The following is an 18,192-nucleotide window of genomic DNA, read 5'->3' on the forward strand; positions in this document are numbered from 1 at the left end:
CCTATCTCAAAGCACCCGACAGCGCCTGGCGCGATCCCCGAAGCGGATCGTCCATCCGGCTGAATCCGGCCATCGTCGGGCAGAAGCTGGATTCGATCAAGAATCCCAACGAAACCGTGCTGGCTTATTACGGCCCCTCCGCCACAGACGCGCAGCAGTCCCCTCCCTGCGCCGCCTTTTGCGACGGCAGTGTCCGGCCCCTGACGCCCGCGCAGCTTGAAGCCGGGCTCAAGCCCGCGACACGCCCAGAGTGAGTGTGCAAGCCACTGGACTATCGAAATCGCCGAACTAAAGGAGAACAAAATGAAACTCACACGACTTCTTCTCGCCGCATCGGTCTTTATGACCATCACTCATCGGGCTTGGGGATCCGATCCCCAGTCCAATGCAACACTGACGGTCGTTCTGGAGCTTGCGGATGGCTCCCGCGTCATCGGCGCACCCGGCATCGAAATGGTGCCCGTGCAAACGTCGTACGCCAAGATGAACGTCCCGTTGAAGCAGATTCGGACCATCACGATGGGCGATGACCACGAAACTGCCGCCTTTGCCTTTCAGAATGGCGACGCGCTGAAGGGCGTGATCGGTCTCGGGCCGATGCAGCTCGATACCGTGTTTGGCCGGGTGTCGGTCGGCATCGAGCATGTCCGGAAGCTTCACATCCTGTCCACTGGTGGTGTGCTGCCGGCGGGTGAAGGCCCATTGGCTTTCGGTGGTGTCAATTGGATGCCGTGGCGAACCCTGTTCGAGGTGCAGGGCGACAGACTCGTCTCGCTGCCCAAGGTTCGACCGGGGTTCAGCTATGGGCACGGCAGCAACGGACGTGGTCCCGGATTCATGACTAACATCGGCACTGCGGACTGGAAAGATTACAGCGTGGAATTTGACTTCTGCATGCGGGGTGTCGATCCCGCGCTGAATCCCCACGGGTTGCCGCTGGACTACCGTGGTGGCAGCATCGCGTTCCACGTTGCCGACGCGAAGGAAAGCTGGAACGAATGCGGCTGGAGCGGGTACAGCCTTGGCTTCGCCAGCGACGGCACCTGGAGTCTCGAATGCTCCTACAATCAGTATTGCCGCGTGCCCAACGGCTATGGGAATCTGCAAAATGACGGGCAGCGCAAACTGGCAGAAGGGCGGGGCCTGGCGCTGGACCCGCAAAACGGCAACAGGATTCGGATCGAGGTGTCCGGAACGCGCATCCAGATTTGGGTTGACAGCAACATGATCGTGGACGTGCGGGACGAGAAGATGCGCGACAGCATCGGCGGGAAGACGCTGGACCATGGCGGCGTTGGAATGAGCGGAGGACACGATTGTATGATCTGGATCCGCAACTTCTCCGCAAAAAGCCTGTGACGGCTGAGGACGGTTGCGAGGATGTGCCTGAGCGCGGGTTGACATTCACAACGTCCCCGCTAAAATAGCGCCCCATTCGTAGAGGCTGTCAGAGTCTGGTTGAGGCCTTCTACCCAACGCTTCGTGATTGGAAAGATACCGAGTCTTTTGCCTATGATCTCCAACATCCGAATCGTGCTGATCGGCACGCTCTATAGCGGCAACATTGGCTCGGTCTGCCGCGCCATGGCTAACTTTGGTCTCACGGACCTGGTGCTGGTCAGCCCGGTTTGCGCCGACGGTTGGGCCGAGGCGTCCAAGTTCGCCGTCCACGGGGCCTCGGTCCTGGAGGGGCGCCGCACCGTGGCGACCTTTGACGAGTCGGTCGCCGATTGCGCGGCCGTGGTTGGCACCACCGCCCGGCTCGGCCTGTACCGCCAGCATGTCCGCACCCCGCGCGAGGCCGCGCCGGGACTGCTCGCGCTGGCCGGCGGCGGTCCGGTCGCGCTGGTCTTCGGACGGGAAGACAAGGGGCTGCTCAACGACGAGATTGCGCGCTGCACCCATCTGCTCCGCATCCCGACGGGAACGGACTACACCTCGATCAACCTCGGGCAGGCAGCCCTCCTCTGCGCTTACGAGCTGTTTCTCGCCAGCGGCTCATACGAGCCGCCGTGCGAAAAGGCGCCGCCCGCCCCGGCCGCACACCGGCTGAGGCTCCTCGAACTCTGGCGCGAGATGCTGCTGCTGATCGGCTTCATGACCCCGGAGAAGGCCGACCACATGATGCAGGGCGTTCAACGCATCTTCTCCCGCGGCGCCCTCACCACCGACGACGTGAACATTCTCATGGGCGTCGCCCGGCAGGCCGGCTGGGCCGCCCGCGCAAACAGCAAACCGAAACCGGAGCCGTAGCCGGGCGCATCCCCGTTTCGGTGCTTTCATGGGAGCGCGGGCGTCTCGCCCGCACCGTTGGCCGTTACGCGTGCTTCCCCAAGCGGGCGGGACGCCCGCGCTCCCATCAAGAACGCGTAAAGTCAACGAAACGGGGATGCGCCCGCCGTAGCCGCATCCGCCGTTTCCACGCTTGCATGTCGGCACCGCCTCAGTTAATATTGCCAACGTGTTTTGTATCTTTCTTGCGCCTGAGCGTGTCCCAATCCCGAGGAGTGCACCATGAATTGCTGCTGTTCCTGCCGCCCTGACTTTGAAAAGCTGGCGTCCGAGCCCCGGACGTTTGAGGATGCCGGCTGCGCGCTGATCGGCCCGGTTCCGACGATCGCCCTGACGCCCGTCGCCGACGGCCGCATGGGCGCGTACGAAGATAATCAAGCGCGCACCTGGAAGCTGACCGAGAAGCTCTACGACCTGATCACCCGCAACGTGAAACTGCCCGACGGCACGCCGGTCCGGGTCGTCGTGGCGCCCGAGATCGTCTACGGCCCGCGCTCCGGCGCCCGCGCCCAGGCCTATTACACCGCGCAGGGCGTTAGCGCCAACATCTGGGTCTCCCGCTCCTGGGCGTATTCCGACGAACTGATGTCGGCCTGCCAGGGGATCGGTTCATCGGAGTGGCAGCAGGCCGCCTACGGGCTCAACCAGACGGACCGCCCCGGCGCCGTGTGGCTCAAGGCCTTCACGGCGGCGATGGATGAAAAGAAGCGCCCGATCTTCGCCATCTACTCCCCCGATCTCGAGGACGAGACCCAGCCCTGCAGCGCCTACGTCAGCGAGCGCATCCTCCGCTTCGCCCGCTGCGCCGCGGCCGCCGCCATGATCCGCGGCAAGAACTACCTCAACATCGGCTCGGTCTCGATGGGCATCATCGGCTCCGACTCCCGCCGCAACACCATGCTCGACTACCTCGGCATGGGCACCTGCAATTTCGACATGGCCGGCATCCGCGGCCGTCTCGCGCTGGGGTTCTACGACCACGAGGAGGCCGCGCAGGCCTTCGCCTTCTTCAAGAAATCCTTTGCCTTCGATTTCGGTTCCGGGAAGCGCCCCCTGCCGCCCGACGAGTTGCTCATGGAGAATGTCAGGATCGCCCTGATCGTGCGCGACCTGATGATCGGCAATCCCCGCCTCGCCGATCCCGCGGTCGGCCGCAAGCAGGGATTCACGGCCAACGTCGAGTACGCGCAGGGCTACAACGCCATCGCCTCGGGCACGCAGGGCCAGCGGCAGTGGACCGACTTCTACCCGAACTTCGACCTGACCGAGTCGATCCTGAACTCGTCGTTTGACTGGAACGGCTTCCGCGCGCCTCTGATCGTCGCAACCGAGAACGACTCCAAGAACGGCATCGGGATGCTCATCGGCAACCTCCTCTCGGGCGGCGCCGCGCAGCTCTTCGCCGACATCCGCACCAACTGGACACCCGCCTCGATCAAACAGGCGACCGGCGTGGACGTGAAGCAGATCTGCCCGAACGGCATCATCGACAAGCGCAACTCCGGCGCGGGCGCGCTGGACTACGCGCTCGACATCTTCACGCTGGTCAAGGGCGGCTCGAAGCTGACGGTGCAGCAGGTGCTGGACGCCATCCGCAACGACCCGCAGGCGCAGAAGAAGCTGATCGCCGCAGCCATCAAGGGGACGCGCTACATGGGCGCCAGCCTCACCTACTTCCCCGGCGACGGCCTTTCCTCGCACTATCGCTCGCCCGGCGGCATCCCGCTCACCGCCTACCGCTACAACGTCGTGGGCGACCGGCTCACCTGCTCGGTTATCGAGGGAGACACGGTCGAACTGCCCCGGAAGGCCGCCGATCACATCTCCCGGGTCACCGACGCCACCTGGCCCGAGACTTACTGGACGCCGCGCGGCATGACCTCGTTCGAGTACATGACCCGCATCGGCCCCAACCACGACGCCAACTCCTTCGGCCTGATCGGCGCCGACTTCCTCACCTTCAACGCGATGCTCCGCATTCCGGTCGATATGCACAACGTCGGGCCAGCCGATGTGTTCCGCCCGACCCTGTGGGATCGTTTCGGCGGTGACGACTTCCGCGCCTGCCAGTTCCTCGGCCCGGTCTACGGCTGATCTGAGGCACGTGCGTTTTCCCGGGTCGCGGGGAAACGCACGGTCGTGGTGGCGTGGCTCGCGCTCGTAGGCCTGTTTGTGCAAGTCCCTGTTTATGGGGGCATGGGCCCGCGTGCAAGGGTTCTCCCTGCAAAACAGGTTATCCAGAGACAGCCGACTTCAGGGCCTGCCGTCCGGGCTGAACAAACCGATGCGGACCGCCTCCTGGAGCAGGCTACGGGCCACCGGCAGCGCCGTTTCGGCGCCAAAACCGCCCCGCTCGATGATCACCGTCACCACCAGCCTAGCCTGGGCCTGGGGCGCGAAGCAGGTGAACCACGCATGGTCGCCGCCGCCGGTCGCCTCGGCAGTTCCCGTCTTGCCGCATACCGCCAAACCCGGAATGTCGGCGTCGCGACCGGTGCCCGACACCACTGACTCGCGCATCAACGCCGCCACCGTCGCCGCAGCCGCCGGCGTGGTGATGCGATTCATCCGCCGCGGCACTTCCAGGGCGTCCAACCGGGGCTGCCACAACACACCGTCCGCCGCAATCGCGCTGGTGAACATCGCCACGTGCAGCGGCGTCACGAGCAGCGGTCCCTGGCCGATCGCCAGTTGAGCCACCGCTGCCCGGTCCTGCTGCGACACGGGCGGCAGATGTCCCTCGAATGACCGGAGGCCGCCATCCGCTCCCGCAAACACCGTCACCCGTTCGTTGATGTGCGCCGCCTCGGCGACGGTGTTAAACCGCTCGGCGCCACACGCCAGGCCAAGTTGGGCGAAATAGACGTTGGACGAGCGGACGAACCCGTCGCGCAGGCCAATCCGGCCATATCCCGGCCAGACCCTCCCCTGCCGTTCATACGCCCAATAGGAGCTGTCGCGAATCGGCTGGACGCGCGGCGAGGCCGCGAAGCCGGTGCCCGGGCAGTTGAACACCGGCGCCATTTTCTGCGCCGCCGCCATCGCCGCAACCAGCACCTTGAAGGTCGATCCGGGCGGGTAGCGTCCGTGCAACGCCCGGTTGAGCATCGGCGCCGCCTCGGCATCCCGCGCCACCGGGACTGGATTCCGGGGATCGAATGCGGGCGAACTGACCAGCGCCAAAAGCGCGCCATCATACGGCCGCAAGATCACCACCGCGCCGCGCCGCCCCGCCAATAGATCAAACGCCTTTTGCTGCAGCCGTGCGTCGAGGGTCAGCGCCAGATAAACCCCAGCGGCCTGCTGGCGGTCGAGCAGGTTGCGGCCGAATCGTTCGCGCTCGCGACGGGTTGCGATCCCGTAACCCGCGAGCTGTGGATCAGCCGCACGCTCGAGACCGGCGATGCCGTAACGCGGATGGTAGTAGCCGACCACGTGCGCGGCTGCGGCTCCCAGTGGATAGCGCCTCCCCCACGCATCGCCTACGCCCGACTCGGCCAGCTTGACGCCGGTGCAGTCGTAGATCGTCCCCCGCTTCACCTGCCTGCCTGCTGCATCGGGACGCTGATTGTAGCGCCGCATGAATAAGACGAACTCGGGTTTGCGGAACCCCGCGATCTGCCAGCCCGCTTGATACCCCAGCACCCCCAACAGCGCTGTCACGATCATCATATTGAGCACGAAGAAGGCTCGCCAACTGCGGGCCGCCGGCTGCGATCCCAACATGAAAGCCGCGCAACACAACGCGAGCAGCACAAAAAACGCCACGCGCGAAACGCGGACCATCGACGCGCCAGACTCGCCATTCAGCAGCTTTATGACCGTGTCGAGCATGTCATGTCTGGCGCCGGAACACAATGGGGTCGATGACGAACCGCAGTGGCTCGCCCGCCACATAACGGCGCAGATTATCGAGGCAGACGCGGTGCATGGCGTCCAGCCGCGTCGGCGGTTTGCCGTCCGTCGGCCAATTCCGGTTGACGTGATGGGCCGTCAGAATGCAGTTCTGCCAGCTCCGGGCCGGATGTCCCGCCGGCAGCGAGTCGGGCTCGAGCACGTCCAGCCCGGCTCGGAGACGGCCGCTGGCCAGTTCCGCAAAGAGTGCCTCCTGATCAATGATCGCGCCGCGGGCCGTGTTGATCACCACGCCGTGGACCGGCAACCGGCTCAATAGCTCCGCTGTAACGCTATGTCGCGTCTCGGGGTTCAAGCCCGCATGAATCACAATCGCCTCTGATGCGCTGAATAGCGCCTCCAGGCTCGCCACACGTTCACACCCGGCCGGGATCTCCGTCGCATAAGGATCGAAGACGCGCAACACCGGGCGGAAGGGGCGGATAAGCTCGATGAAAAACCGTCCGATGGCCCCGCACCCATAGACCCCCACATTCAGTCCCTCCAGCGATCCGCCCGTGCAGGTTGTGTTGAGGTACCATCCGTCGTTGCGAATCAACTGGACCTGCTGGTGCAGATCCTTGAGCACCGCCAGCAGCAGCGCCATGGCGCCCTCGGCCACGGCCGGCGCGAGTGCGTCTCCCCAGTTGGTCACGGGTACTCCCGAGTCCACGATTTCGGGTGTCACCCATTGCTTCATCTCGCCCGTGATGTTGCAGATGTAACGCAACGCGCCGGGCTCATGGACAATGGCTGCCGGAACCGGCGCCGATCCCCAGCCCAGCAGAAGGACCTCCGCGCCCTGAATCAGGGCCAGCCGCTTCGCCTCTTCCAGCGTGGCGCCGTTCTCAATAATCGTCAGATCGCCGACGTTCGCCAGAGCGTCCCGGAACACGCCGGTCCATATTTCGCCATGCGGCGCGCCAGCGGCGATGTGCAAGAGTTTGAGCACGATGGTGTTCCTTTCTGCCTGCCATCAGGCAAATGCCCGCAGCAATGAATAAAGCCACAACAAGAAACTGGGAATGGCTATGATGATAGCAAATACGTTGCGGTCGCGTCGCGCTCAATTTATTTTCATCTTTCATTTTTCAGTCACCCTTTTTACGACGCCTGTGCTAAGATCCGTCCGTGGTGGGTCGCTTGCGTCCGTCCGGTTCACGGTGGCGGGCGCACGTGCCGGGAAACGGAGACACGCATGTTGGAGATCAAGACATTGGGCTACGCGGATATTCCCGCGGCGCTGCATCTGTGCGAACAGGTCAATTGGAATCATCTGGCTTCGGATTGGGCGCGCACGCTGACGCTCAATCCGGATGCCTGTCTGGGCGGCTTTGAAGACGGCACCGTGAAGGCAACCTGCACACTCACGCGGTTCGGATCGATCGGATGGGTTGGCACGTTTCTCGTGGATCAGTCCCTGCGCGGCAAGGGCTATGGCAAGCGGATGTTCGAGGCGATGCTGGCAACCGCCCAAAGACAGGGGGTCACCTGTCTCGGTCTCGATTCATCGGACGCCGGCCGGCCGATTTATCTCCAGTACGGATTTCAGATGACCGGACAGGGCATCGAACTCTGGACCGGTCCGACAGACCGCGTCGCAGACCCGCATGAGGCCGCCCGACCCCTGCAGGAGATCGATTGGGCAAGCCTGCTGGCCTTGGATGAAGCGTGCGTTTTGGTGCCGCGCGAGCGACAACTCCGGGCGCTTGCCAGCGAACCGGACGCCTCGGCGCGAGTGATTGTGGAGGCGGGGAGAACCTGTGCGTTCGGGTTTTCCCGTCCCGGACGGCTGACGGGCACCATCGGCCCAGTCGTGGCTCGCGATGCCCGGCACGCGGGCTTGATTGTATCCGCGCTCGCCGCCGACCGGGCGCGTCTCGATGGCGCAAAAGCCGTCGGACTGGCCATCCCAGACCACGCACCGTTCAGCGCGTGGTTGGCCGAACGCGGGTTTCTCATGCGCAGGCGAAACATCCGCATGTTCCGCCCAGAACCCCGCGCCATGCTCGCCGGCCCCTCTGTCTTCGCCGCCACCGGTTTGGGAATGGGCTGACGAGGACGTGTTGTCTTTCTGTTTGCAAACAAGCGATTTCTTGCCGCATGATGGATAAAATACGGATCTCATGCCAGCACAATCAGGATCACCCCGGCCAGCACTCCGGCCAGCGCCCAGGTCTTTCCCTGCCGGTTGACATCGCCGAAAAGGAAGGTCCCAAAACCGAAAGACACCACCACGCTGCTGCGCCGCAGCAGGGAGAGAATAACAATCAGCGCGTCCGGGTTTTTAACAGCGTTGAAGTAGACGAAATCGGCGGCTAGCAGCAGCAACCCGATGGCCGGAATGCTCCAGCGCCAGTGAAAGAGCGTGTACTTCCCGCGCTTCGGCCACCAGACACAGGCGGTGAACGCGCCGAGCAGCGCCACATTGTAAAAGGAGAACCAGAACTGAACCAACATCGGGGTGTAGCCGAGTTGCTGGATGAGATATTTGTCATACAGTGTGCTGATGCTGCCGATCAGCGTGGCCAGGAAGATGTAGAGTATCCAGCGGCTGCGATGGAAAACCACCCCCTCCTTCTGTCCGATCACCGAGAAGGCATAGTAGGCGCAGAAAACCACCGCCATTCCGGCCCATTGCATCGGTAGCGGACGTTCCTGGAAAAACAAAACCGCGCCGAGCAGTGTCCAGGCCGGGCCTGAAGCGCGAATCGGCGAAAAAAGCGAGATCGGCAGATGCTTCATAGCAAAGTAAGCCAGCACCCACGAAACGCACACGATCACCGCCTTGATCAGAATGTGCAGATGCTCAGACCGCGTGGCGACCGGCACATAGCAGTTGATGCCCAGCATCCAGTCCGGCGCCAGCCGCGAGGCGGCCAACATGAACGGCATCGGCAGAAACCCCGCGACGGTAGACAAGAACAGCACCGGCAGCACGGCGTTATGATTCAACGCATGCTTTTTGCAGACGTCATAAAGCCCGAGCAGCACCGCCGAGATCAGTCCAAGATAAATCCACATAACCCGTCCGTAGGAGAACTGGAGAAAATGATGGACATGAGAAAACGGGGCGAGCACCCGGGGGACAGGCGCAAAGTGGCCCTCCAGCCGATCGCTGCACACCGGCTACTGGCTGGCGGGCTTGGAAATGGAGGGGCATCTGCCGGATTGGGGTTCATCAGACCAGCGGCCGGATGAACGTGTCGGCATCGGCCTCGGTCTTGCAGAGCGGGACGTCTTTGAAGAGCTTCCACGTCTCGATATGCCGCGTGGAACCGCCCGGCTTGAGCACAACCAACGGGCCGAGGCTCTCCAGTTCGAGAATGTCCTCATTGGAAAAAGTCTCGAAGCTGCAGCCGTCATCGGGGTACTTCTGTCCGTCGCTATGCTCGAAGTACTTGACGAACAGGAAGCCGTCGAGCTGGTAAGCGACCCACTTTTCGCGATGAGCGATGCCGAGCTTGTTCGCTTCGCAAGCCGGATCTTGGCGGAAGAACAGGTAGCGGTTGCCGATGGTCCAGCGCGGATCAGCCAGATTCGTGTAGCCCCAGAGGCTCCAGGTCTGATTGTGGGTAAGCCGTGCGGTATGTGCAATCTTGGACGGCAGTGGAATGACCGCTTGCCCCTTCACGTTCATCACCGAGAGCGCCCACGGCGCGCATTCGACCGCCTCGTTGCCCGCATTGATGAGCGTGTGAACGACGGTCACGGTGTTACTGTCCGATGCCAGTGTGATATCCATCTGCTTGACAATCCCGGTGATAGGCCCCGCCGCCTGACGTACCCGCACACCGCCTGCGATCTTTTCGGCCGACGCATAGGACTCGTTGTCCAGCTCATAGCTCCAGGGTTTGGCTTCGGGGGCGATCCAGAACCGATGCCCGCCGCGGATCTGCCACTCCGCCTCACCGGACATCCCCTGCTGTCCCGGCATTTCGCGAAAGAGATTCTTGCCGCCGAGGTATCCCAAGCGGATCACCCGCGGCCCCACATCACGTGTGATCAACAACTCAACCTCGCGATTCGCCAGACGCAAACACGCCCACCCGTTATATGTCACCGTTTCCATTTGACCTGCTCCCTTCGTATACGACTGATGCCAACCCAACATCCAACGGACCTACCGTCATCACCATTAAGAAAAACGCACGTAAACGACCTTCCTCCCCACCACCTACCCGCGCGCCGCGCGATAGCGGCGGATGAGGGCGTTGGTCGAGGCGTCATGGGCCAGCGCCGCGTCATCGGCGGCGGTCAGCTCGGGCAGGATGCGGCCGGCGAGCGCCTTGCCCAGCTCGACGCCCCATTGGTCGAAGGAGAAGATGTTCCAGATAATTCCCTGCGTAAACACCTTATGCTCATACAGGGCGATCAGCGCGCCGAAGGTTTCGGGGGTCAGCTTGTCCGCCAGCAGAGAGTTGGTCGGCTTGTTGCCCTCAAAGGTCTTGTGCGGGATCAGCGTTTCGGGCACTCCCTCGGCTCGGCAAGCCTCGGCCGTCTTGCCAAACGCAAGCGCCTCGGTCTGGGCGAAGAAATTGGCCATCAGCTTGTCGTGGTGGTCGCCGAGCGCATGGTGCGACTTGCAGAAGCCGATGAAATCGGCGGGAATCAGCTTGGTTCCCTGATGGATGAGCTGGTAAAACGCATGCTGCCCGTTGGTTCCCGGCTCACCCCAGATGACCGGCCCGGTGCTGTAAGCCACCCGGCGGCCCTGACGATCAACCGACTTGCCATTGCTCTCCATGTCGAGCTGCTGCAGATACGCCGGCAGCCGCGCCAGATACTGGTCATACGGAAGCACCGCGTGAGTCTCCGCCCCATAGCCGTTGTTGTAGAGCACCCCCAAAACCCCCAGGATCACCGGCAGGTTGCGATTGAGCGGTGCCGTGTGGAAGTGCTTGTCCATCGCGTGATAGCCGCGGAGCATCCTCAGGAACAGCTTTGGGCCGATCGCCAGCATCAGGGGCAGGCCTATCGCCGAAGTCAGCGAATAGCGCCCGCCGACCCAATCCCAAAATCCGAACATGTTGGCAGGATCGATGCCGAAGGCCGTGACGTTCGCGGTGTTGGTCGAGACCGCAACAAAGTGCCTGGCAACGGCCGCCGAGCTCCCCACTTGCTCCACCAGCCACTCCCGCGCGGACAGGGCGTTGGTCATCGTCTCCTGCGTGGTAAAGGTCTTGGATGCCACGATGAAGAGGGTCTGGTCCGCCTTGACCTGGCGCAACGTCTCCGCCAGGTGAGTGCCGTCCACGTTGGAGACAAAAAACAGTTTCAACGTCCGCTTGCTGAAAGGCTTGAGCGCCTCGCAGGCCATGGCCGGGCCCAGGTCCGAACCGCCGATGCCGATGTTGACGATGTTGCGGATCGTCTTGCCCGTGTGCCCGCGCCATTTGCCGCTGCGCACGGCGTCGCAGAAGGCCGACATCTGGTCCAGCACCGCGTTCACTTGCGGCATCACGTCCGAGCCGTTGACCCGAACCGGGGCCCCCGAACGGTTGCGCAGTGCCGTGTGCAACACCGCCCGGTTCTCGGTTTCGTTGATCGCCCGGCCGGAGAACATCGCCTCGATCGCCTCCCGCAAACCCGACTCCCCGGCCAGCGCGAACAGCATGTGCATCAGCGCTGGCGTCACCCGGTTCTTGGAATAGTCGAGCGTCCAGCCCGCCGCGCTGAGCGTAAACCGGTCGGCCCGGGTGGGATCGTCCTGAAAAAAATCACGCAGATGGCGGTTTCGCGTCGCCGTGATTTCCTTCTCCACGCATTGCCACGCCGCTGTGTTCATGATAGGCCTCATTTTTTTAAAATCGTTTCGGATGCAGGATGGGTGAAAAGTTGGTATGATAACCCGCATTTAAGCAGAGCGAAAGGATAATCCATGCCCAAGGTCTTGATCATCGGCGCCGGCGGAGTCGGCGCGGTCGTCGCCCACAAATGCACGCAGGTCCCGGAAGTGTTCGGCGAGATCACGCTCGCCTCGCGAACCAGATCCAAGTGCGATGCCATCGCGCGCCAGCTTCCCGTCAAGGTCCGCACGGCCCAGGTGGACGCCGATAACGTTCCGCAGACCGTCGCTCTGTTGCGTGACGCCAAGCCCGACCTCGTCATCAACGTCGCCCTCCCCTACCAGGACCTTCACATCATGGACGCCTGCCTCGAAGCGGGCGTCAACTACCTCGACACCGCCAATTACGAGCCGCCGGATGTCGCCAAGTTCGAGTACCGCTGGCAATGGGATTACCAGGAGCGGTTTGCCAAGGCCGGCCTCATGGCCCTGCTCGGCTCGGGCTTCGACCCCGGAGTGACCTCGGTCTTCTGTACCCACATCCTCAAGCACCACTTGGACACGGCCGCTGAGATCGACATCATTGACTGCAACGCCGGCAGCCACGGCCAGCCCTTTGCCACCAATTTCAACCCCGAGATCAACATCCGCGAAGTCTCGGCCAAGGGACGCTATTATCACGACGGCCGATGGGTCGAGACCGATCCGCTCGCCCAGAAGCAGCCCTTCACCATGCCCGAAGCTCTCGGGTCGCTGAACGTCTACCTCATGTATCACGAGGAACTGGAGTCGCTCGCGCGCCACATCCCCGGCCTGAAGCGCGCGCGGTTCTGGATGAGCTTCTCGGAGAATTACCTCAAGCACTTGGAGGTTCTGAAAAACGTCGGCATGACCCGCATCGACCCGGTGACCTTCAACGGGCAGCAGATCGTGCCGCTCCAGTTCCTGAAGGCGCTTCTGCCCGACCCCGCGTCGCTTGGCCCGCTGACCCGCGGCAAGACTTGCATCGGCTGCCAGGTGCGCGGCACGAAAGACGGCCGGCCCAAGACGGTCTTCGTCTACAACATCTGTGACCACGAGGCCTGCTATCGGGAGGTCTGCTCGCAAGCCATCTCCTACACTACCGGCGTGCCAGCGATGATCGGCGCCAAGATGATGCTCACCGGCGTGTGGTCGGGCAAGGGCGTGTTCAATATGGAGCAGTTCGACCCCGATCCCTTCATGGCCGCCCTCAACACCCATGGCCTGCCCTGGAAGGTGATTGAACACGCCGTCTTCACGGGCTGAAAGCAAAAAGAAGGGGCGGCATGGCCTCCCCTTCTTTTTATTCCACGAACGGAGATCTTACTCTCCGTAGACGGTCGTGATCACTTCGCTGAAGATGAACAGTACGTTCTTCACGTTGTAATCCACGTGATGCACCTTGGTGATGCCGCCGGCCTTCATAGCCGTCTGGATGGACGCATCGCCAGTTCCAAAGAATAGGATGGCCGACGCCTTCGAATCGCCACGCTTGGTGGGACGTACTGCGTTATCAACACCCGGATCTGACGCCACATGATCCAGCATGATCGGGGCCATGACCGTACCGCGCATCGGCATGACGCAACCCGTGCCCAACACGGACAATGCGACCGCCGCACAACCGACAACTGCCCACTTTTTCATAACCGTCTCTCCTTATGAGGCTCTTCATTCATTTTCTGCGCAGCGACATGCCACACCAAAACGAACAGCACGAGTATCGCACGTTTCAGTGAACGTGTCTAGCACACCTCTGTTAAATCGTAAGCGTCTCACCAACCGGTCGATTGACAAACTAAATGCGCCAAAGGAGCGGCGTTTTTTCATAGCAAGTTGCTGGCAAGCTCTGAGAGTTCGGATCGTTCACCTTTTTCAAGCGTAATATGCGCGTACAGGCTTTGCCCTTTCATCTTATCGATCAGATTGCTCAGCCCATTTGAGTGTATGTCGAGGTAGGGGTGATCGATCTGATTGATATCCCCCGTAAAGACCATTTTAGTCCCTTCCCCCGCCCGAGTAATGATGGTCTTGATTTCATGCGGGGTCAGGTTCTGCGCTTCATCCACAATAAAATAGACACTCACCAGGCTTCTGCCCCGAATATAGGCGAGGGGAGAAATCATCAGTTTCTCATCAACGAGCAACTCTTTGATCTTTTTGTGCCGGGTTGTCGATTCTGCAAACTGGTTTTGGATGACGCCCAGGTTGTCAAAAAGCGGCTGCATATACGGATCGAGCTTGGACTGGATGTCTCCGGGAAGGAACCCGATGTCCTTGTTGCTCAGCGGCACGACGGGGCGGGCCATGAAAATTTGCCGGTAATTTTTCTTGATTTCGAGGCCTGCGGCAAGGGCAAGAAGCGTTTTGCCCGTTCCGGCCTTGCCCGAGATGCTGACCAGCTTAATATCGGGATTGAGCAGCGCATCCAGCGCAAAAGTCTGCTCGGCGTTTCGAGGAACGATTCCATAGCAGGGGGTTTTATCGACGCGGCGGACTTTACCCGTTTGTGCCTGGTAAACCCCCAGCGCCGAGCGCTGGGAATTTCGCAGAATCAGGTATTCGTTGGGCTGAGGGGCGCGCTCAAAGGGTATGGACTCGGCGTTAATCTCGTAGGGGTCAACATAAAGGGGTGTGATAGCGGTATCGGGCAGGTGCTCCTCACGATGAAATCCGCAATAGAGCGACCCGATGTCCTTGACATGATCGTTGCGGTAGTCCTGGGCCGTCAGCCCGACCGATTTGGCCTTCATTCGAAGGTTGACGTCTTTCGAAACCAGAATGACTGGGCGTGAGGGGTTCTCTTTTGACAAAAAGTAAGCGGTGTTCAGAATGCGGTGATCGGCCTTGTCGGAAGAGAAATTAAACGCTAGATCCGGATGAAAACTACGCTCAAGTTTAACGACAATAGTTCCCTGAGCCTCCCCAATTTTAACCCCTGAGTCAAACAGCTTGTCTCCTGCAAGGGCATCCAGAGCCCGACCAAACTCCCGGGCGTGGAAGCTGAGTTCCGTATTGCCTTTTTTAAAGTGATCGAGTTCCTCCAGCACCGTGATGGGGATGGCTATGTCGTGCTCCTCGAACTGATAAATGCAGGAGCTGTCGTGAAGCGCCACGTTGGTATCGAGAACAAATAATTTCTTTTTAGATGCCGACACGGGTATTCCTTTTGACGTGATACAAGCCCATTGACAGGAAACCGCTTGTGGGCGGGTGTCGGCGTGCGACCCCCGAAATCGATGCCAAACGACCTGACGAAACTGAAAAAAGCAAGTTCACGGCGTTGAGTATGCCAGAAACCGGTGAAACTATCAAAAATCGCCGAACCCCGCCCAGCAATTCTAATTTTGATTGCATCCTGCCGGTCGAAATCGCTATCGGTATCGGGGTCGAATTTCCGCCTTTATCGTCGATCCCGATTTCGATTTGGATGCCGATATCCACACCATACACCGCGCGGTAGGAATCGGGATGCCTGAAGGTTGCAGGCTGGAGAGCGGGCCGTTTTCGTGCTTGTGCAGGGTGATGGGATGTGGTTCACTCTTGGCGTTGCCTGACGGCCAGAATGGTTGCAGACACGGTGCCCGGCGGATTTGGAACCCGGCGGGAGTATGCGTCTGTAGATGCTTTATATGCATGGCAATACATGTGTACGCTTTTGTGTGACGATCAATAACATGTTAGCGAAGGGGAACACACATGATTCGTCCGGTCACGAGGGATGACGCCAAGTCGATTTGCGACATCTACAATCACCACGTCGAGAACACGATCGTCACCTTTGAGGAAAGACCCGTGAGTGTTGGCGACATGCAACGCCGCATCAGTGACATCACGGGGGACTATCCATGGCTGGTTCTTGAAGAAGGCGGCCGACTGATCGGCTATGCGTATGCCGGCAGATGGAAAAGTCGTTGTTCCTATCGTTACTCGGCCGAAAGCACGATCTATCTGGCCGAGGGGTTTGCACGGCGGGGTTTCGGCACACGGCTGTACAGGGCACTCATCACAGAACTGCGCTCGCGCCCTGTGCACTGCATGGTTGCAGGGATTGCTTTGCCCAACCCGGCAAGCGTTGCCCTACACGAGAGCATGGGCTTCGGAAAGGTCGCTCACTTCAAAGAAGTCGGGTGGAAATGCAACCAGTGGATCGACGTAGGATATTGGGAACTGATGATTGAAGGACCCTGAACCGATACCTTGCGCCCCGCAGCTGGGGAACTCGGAGGGTTAGCGACGGCGTTAGCAAGAGCAGATGAAGCTGTTGATCTATTTTTGGGGTTGATCCTGATGATCCTATGTTGCATCAAGGCTGGCCAGGCTGTGGGCCGTGATGCCACGCTCCGTGGCAATGATGAGGAGCCTGCCCGCGAGCCAAGGGCCAGCGATTACCGGCGGCACACCAACCCGCTTTCCATGCTGGATGGTGTCTTCTGTAAGGGCAATACGGTGAAGTAAAGAACCATCTTGGGTATTGATGAGATAGAGCATCTGATCCGCGGTCAGAATCGCGACGGTTGCTGAGAACAACGACATGCACGACACGTATGACTCATAGCTCGCAGCGGGTGCGGATACCGGCGGTTCCGGTAGCAACGTCTCCCAGACAGGTTCCCCGGTCCCCCCATTCAAACACACGATAGTCCCGTTACAGAGTGCGCCATAAACACGGTCCTTGGACCTGTCTACCAGAGGTGCTTGGTCAACGGTTGTGCCAGGCTTGCGGTAATGCCACCGTCGCACTCCCGTACGCGGGTCACGGGCAATCAGCCATGCCTCCGTGGTGTCGGGGGCCAGGTAGCGGTCGCTTTCCACGCAGTACGTGGCATCGTCTGCGAATGCCGTGCCCGCGCCATAGGCATTCACGATATCGGTCCAGAGCAGTTCCCCGCTGTTAGAGTCGATCCCGTGCGACGCCTGACCGCCGTAACTGCCTTGACGAGTCTGCACGAGGAGCACAGGCCCAAACGCGGAAGGATGTGTCATGACGTAACCGGACAATGGGCGGGTCCAGACGTCCTCGCCTGCCGCATTGACTCGAGAGACCGTGCTTCCCCTGTATTGCTTCACGAGGATGTAGTCATTGCCCACGGCGATCGGTGCGAGCCGGCGATCCCGCTTGGTCTCCAGGTTGCGAAGAGTGGCCCCTGTTGCTGCATCGATAGCGCAGGTGCGATCTCTCAGACAGATCGTAATCTCACTCTTGTTGCTACCCGCAGTGATCCAAGTCTGCTCGACATCGTCATCCGACAAGGGAATTGAGAAACGCACGCCACCGTCTGCGGCGTTCAGCGCCGTGAGGGTCTTTCCCTGGCGCGACACGAATACAACCAGGTCGTTGACACACCATGCCGCGCGAAGCCGATCCGATGACGCAATGACGTGCCGCCATGCAGAGGCGGGCAGCGTGACCGTTGGGGCGGGCTCTGTCGGCGCTGCACCAGTCAGAGACCTGCCATTGTTGTACGCATAGAGGCCATTCTCGCTCCCGGCGTAGACAACGCCATTCCGGCCCTCCAATAGCACTCCACAGGAAGCCGGGCTGCCATCGATGCGATGGTCAAACTGGCGGATGTTCCCATCCGTAAGGCAGAAGACGCCGATGTCAGGACTAGCGAACCATACGGCACCAGGCTTGCTCATCAGAACACTTCGCGGAGAGTGGGTGAACTGGTGATTGTCCCAAGGAATGCCCGCGGTATCGGGAACGAGTGCCGTGGTTCCATCGGGACGTATGCGGTAAAGAACGTAACTGGCACGTGCACGGTCATGCGCCATAACCCACACGTCACCGTCCGGTGTCGAAAAGAGATCATATACGGAACGATCCCCCAGCGACTGGTTGATCTTCTGTGTGTCAACCCGCCGCCCCGTGAATATGTCGAAGCCCATTACTCCTTGGGATCCATATTCCAATACCAGAGCCTTGTCTCCGCCCCAGAGTGCCCCCTTGTTAGCCTTACGGCTGATGCGGGCGTCAAGTTCGCATACGGCAACGTTGCTGTGCCGATCAACGACATAGAGACGACCGTCGGCATACAGCGACACACCGCTTCCGCCGTCAAACACGAGCGTCCCAGTCTGAGGAAGGTCGGCAGGCCGCTCGATCGTAAGCGTCTCACCAACCGCATGTCTGCCGGGCGGCGAGGACCGGGTCAACCAGCGGGAAGAGTTGATGCCTGGCGCACCCATCGTTC

The 18,192-nt window shown here is 61.0% G+C and carries 14 protein-coding genes; 6 read left to right on the forward strand and 8 right to left on the reverse strand.

The window, feature by feature from the left end; translation table 11 throughout:
* Window positions 1-303: 303 nt before the first annotated feature.
* The 3 genes from FJ222_08235 to fucI all read left to right on the forward strand — a co-directional run bounded on the left by FJ222_08235 (window position 304) and on the right by fucI (window position 4,386).
* Window positions 304-1,359, forward strand: coding sequence for a hypothetical protein (locus tag FJ222_08235; GenBank protein ID MBM4164413.1), 1,056 nt, complete (start codon window positions 304-306; stop codon window positions 1,357-1,359).
* A 99-nt stretch (window positions 1,360-1,458) separates the two neighbouring features.
* Window positions 1,459-2,253, forward strand: coding sequence for an RNA methyltransferase (locus FJ222_08240; GenBank protein ID MBM4164414.1), 795 nt, complete (start codon window positions 1,459-1,461; stop codon window positions 2,251-2,253).
* A 261-nt stretch (window positions 2,254-2,514) separates the two neighbouring features.
* The gene (gene fucI / locus FJ222_08245) at window positions 2,515-4,386 is read left to right on the forward strand and encodes an L-fucose isomerase (GenBank protein ID MBM4164415.1); all 1,872 of its coding nucleotides are present in this window, start codon (window positions 2,515-2,517) and stop codon (window positions 4,384-4,386) included.
* A gap of 159 nt (window positions 4,387-4,545) precedes the next feature.
* On the opposite strand, the gene FJ222_08250 is transcribed toward fucI, so the two are convergent.
* Both FJ222_08250 and FJ222_08255 read right to left on the reverse strand, forming a co-directional pair.
* Window positions 4,546-6,189, reverse strand: a complete 1,644-nt coding sequence (locus FJ222_08250) for a penicillin-binding protein 2 (GenBank protein MBM4164416.1) — start codon at window positions 6,187-6,189, stop codon at window positions 4,546-4,548.
* Window positions 6,128-7,138 carry a hypothetical protein gene (locus FJ222_08255; protein ID MBM4164417.1) on the reverse strand — a complete coding sequence of 337 codons (1,011 nt, stop codon included), beginning with the start codon at window positions 7,136-7,138 and terminating at the stop codon, window positions 6,128-6,130. Before FJ222_08255 ends, FJ222_08250 begins: the two co-directional genes overlap by 62 nt.
* A gap of 246 nt (window positions 7,139-7,384) precedes the next feature.
* On the opposite strand from FJ222_08255, the gene FJ222_08260 reads away from it, so the two are divergent.
* Window positions 7,385-8,242 carry a GNAT family N-acetyltransferase gene (locus FJ222_08260; GenBank protein MBM4164418.1) on the forward strand — a complete coding sequence of 286 codons (858 nt, stop codon included), beginning with the start codon at window positions 7,385-7,387 and terminating at the stop codon, window positions 8,240-8,242.
* A gap of 68 nt (window positions 8,243-8,310) precedes the next feature.
* Here the strand turns inward: FJ222_08260 and FJ222_08265 are convergent, their stop codons facing one another.
* The 3 genes from FJ222_08265 to FJ222_08275 form a co-directional block, all read right to left on the reverse strand.
* Window positions 8,311-9,210, reverse strand: coding sequence for a permease (locus FJ222_08265; protein ID MBM4164419.1), 900 nt, complete (start codon window positions 9,208-9,210; stop codon window positions 8,311-8,313).
* Window positions 9,211-9,367: 157 nt separating this feature from the next.
* Window positions 9,368-10,258: a hypothetical protein gene (locus tag FJ222_08270; protein ID MBM4164420.1), complete on the reverse strand. Its 891-nt coding sequence runs from the start codon at window positions 10,256-10,258 to the stop codon at window positions 9,368-9,370.
* A gap of 105 nt (window positions 10,259-10,363) precedes the next feature.
* A complete protein-coding gene (locus FJ222_08275; GenBank protein ID MBM4164421.1) occupies window positions 10,364-11,986 on the reverse strand; it encodes a glucose-6-phosphate isomerase in 1,623 nt (540 codons plus the stop codon).
* 81 nt (window positions 11,987-12,067) lie between these two features.
* On the opposite strand from FJ222_08275, the gene FJ222_08280 reads away from it, so the two are divergent.
* On the forward strand, window positions 12,068-13,261 hold the full coding sequence (locus tag FJ222_08280) for a saccharopine dehydrogenase family protein (GenBank protein ID MBM4164422.1): 1,194 nt from the start codon (window positions 12,068-12,070) through the stop codon (window positions 13,259-13,261).
* 57 nt (window positions 13,262-13,318) lie between these two features.
* On the opposite strand, the gene FJ222_08285 is transcribed toward FJ222_08280, so the two are convergent.
* Window positions 13,319-13,642 (reverse strand): hypothetical protein, encoded by a 324-nt coding sequence (locus FJ222_08285; protein ID MBM4164423.1) that lies wholly within the window; start codon window positions 13,640-13,642, stop codon window positions 13,319-13,321.
* Between the two features lie 179 nt (window positions 13,643-13,821).
* Window positions 13,822-15,153, reverse strand: coding sequence for a PhoH family protein (locus tag FJ222_08290; GenBank protein ID MBM4164424.1), 1,332 nt, complete (start codon window positions 15,151-15,153; stop codon window positions 13,822-13,824).
* 541 nt (window positions 15,154-15,694) lie between these two features.
* Between FJ222_08290 and FJ222_08295 the strand changes: the two genes are divergently transcribed.
* Entirely contained in the window at window positions 15,695-16,186 is a 492-nt protein-coding gene (locus FJ222_08295; GenBank protein ID MBM4164425.1) for an N-acetyltransferase family protein, read from the forward strand.
* A 105-nt stretch (window positions 16,187-16,291) separates the two neighbouring features.
* On the opposite strand, the gene FJ222_08300 is transcribed toward FJ222_08295, so the two are convergent.
* The coding region (locus FJ222_08300; protein ID MBM4164426.1) for a hypothetical protein at window positions 16,292-18,192 on the reverse strand (1,901 nt) is incomplete at its 5' end.

This window comes from Lentisphaerota bacterium (assembly GCA_016873675.1).
In the GTDB taxonomy this organism is placed as follows: Bacteria; Verrucomicrobiota; Kiritimatiellia; order RFP12; family JAAYNR01; genus VGWG01.